This window comes from Snodgrassella alvi (assembly GCF_002777745.1).
Classification (GTDB): domain Bacteria; phylum Pseudomonadota; class Gammaproteobacteria; order Burkholderiales; family Neisseriaceae; genus Snodgrassella; species Snodgrassella alvi_D.
Genome location: NZ_MEIO01000004.1, coordinates 1 through 1960, shown reverse-complemented (window position 1 = coordinate 1960; position 1960 = coordinate 1). Strand labels below are relative to the sequence as shown.

The 1960-nt window shown below is 48.2% G+C and carries 2 protein-coding genes; both read left to right on the top strand.

The window, feature by feature from the left end:
• Positions 1-1405 (top strand): ShlB/FhaC/HecB family hemolysin secretion/activation protein (locus BHC51_RS00890; protein WP_100153110.1); only part of this gene is annotated, 1405 nt, incomplete at its 5' end.
• 93 nt (positions 1406-1498) lie between these two features.
• Positions 1499-1960, top strand: a 462-nt coding sequence (locus BHC51_RS00885; RefSeq protein ID WP_143558698.1) for an ESPR domain-containing protein, incomplete at its 3' end; no start/stop codon positions are given.

Below are 1960 nucleotides of genomic sequence, written 5' to 3'. Positions count from 1 at the left end.
TAATCAACTCATGACACTGGCACAAAATGCCGTCATTGAACGTGGTTATACCACCACCCGTATTCTGGCCAGTCCGCAAGACCTAAGCAGCGGGAAATTACAACTAAGTGTTATACCGGGGCGCATTCATGCCATTCGTTATAATCTGGACAATGCTGCTACTACACATATTGGGCGTATCCGCCATATACGGAATGAATTTCCAGCCAGAGCAGGAGACATATTGAACCTGCGGAAACTGGAGCAAGGACTGGAAAACCTGCGTCGAGTACCAACTGCCGAAGCTGATATCCAGATTGAACCTGCAGAAGAACCCAACCAGAGTGATATCGTAATTAGCTGGGCTCAGCGCACCGTCCCCTTACGTTTAAGCCTCAGCGTAGACGATTCCGGTAGCCATTCAACTGGGCGCTATCAAGGCGGTGCCACCTTATCGGTAGATAACCCATTAGGATTAAGTGATTTATTCTATGTCAACTACAACCATGATCTGGGCGGCAAAGACAGCTACTTCAGCGATGATGGCAAAACAGGCAGCGGAACCCATGGTTATGCACTGCATTATTCCATACCGGTAGGCAACTGGCTTATCGCCTATAACCGTAACCATTACCGTTACCATCAGGCAGTAGCCGGATATAACGAAAACTATGACTATAGTGGTAACAGCGACAATACCGATATAGGCATTACCCACATGCTATACCGCAACAGTCACCGCAAAACAGACATAACTGCCAAGCTGTGGCGACGAGAATCGCACAACTTCATCAATGATGCCGAAATCGAAGTACAGCAACGGCGGACAGCTGGCTGGACAGTCAACCTGAACCATCAAGAATACATCGGCAACGCCACCCTCAACTTAGGAATAGGCTACAAACGCGGCACTGGTGCGAGTAACAGCTTACGTGCACCCGAAGAAGAGTTTGGTGAAGGCACCTCACGCATGAAAATCATCACTGCTGATGTTGGCTTCATGTTGCCATTTATCTGGGGTAAACAACATCTGAGCTACGACAGCAACTTTCACGGTCAGTGGAACAAAACCCCATTAATCACCCAAGACCAAATTTCCATAGGCGGGCGCTATACCGTACGAGGTTTTAATGGCGAAATGAGCCTGATGGGAGAACGAGGCTGGTATTGGAACAATAACCTAAACTGGCAATACAAAGCAGGACAACAAGTATATCTGGGACTGGATGTTGGTCACGTAGCCGAACCAGCCACCGAGATGCAGCTAGGAAAAACACTGGCCGGAGCCGTAATCGGCTTTAAAGGGCAAATCAAAGCGGGCGGACAATGGTATTACGACATCTTTGCCGGCAAACCCATATATAAGCCCCAGTATTTCCGTACTCCCGGAACCAGCGTTGGCTTTAGCCTCAACTATTCCATATAAACACATCACAAACTAATAAACCAATATAAAAAGCATAACAGTATTTCTGGTTATTTCGCACGATAACCAGCTAAAAAAGTAATAGGAAAGATCATGAACAAAAACCGCTACAAAGTCATCTACAACAAACACCGTGGTCAAATGGTAGCCGTAGCCGAAAACACCACCAGCACAACAAAAAGTACCGCCGAACACAGCAGTAGCAGCAACATCGTCAGCAGCCTGCTGGCCAAACTGCCCTTGTTAACCGGTTCCATCCTGCTCGGATTCGGATTATGCATACTGGTTCAAAATAATGTCATAGCAGCCGAAATTCATGCCGACCTGTCTGCTCCTAAAAACCAGCAGCCAACCATCCTGCCCAGCGCTAACGGCACCCCTCAGATCAACATCCAAACCCCGAGCAAAAGAGGCGTTTCCATCAACCAATACCGGCAAATGGACATCGACCAGAAAGGCGCCATCCTCAACAACAGCCGCAAAAGCACCCAGACCCGTCAGGCAGGCTGGATACAGGGTAACCCATGGTTAGCCAAAGGCGAAGCCAGCATCATT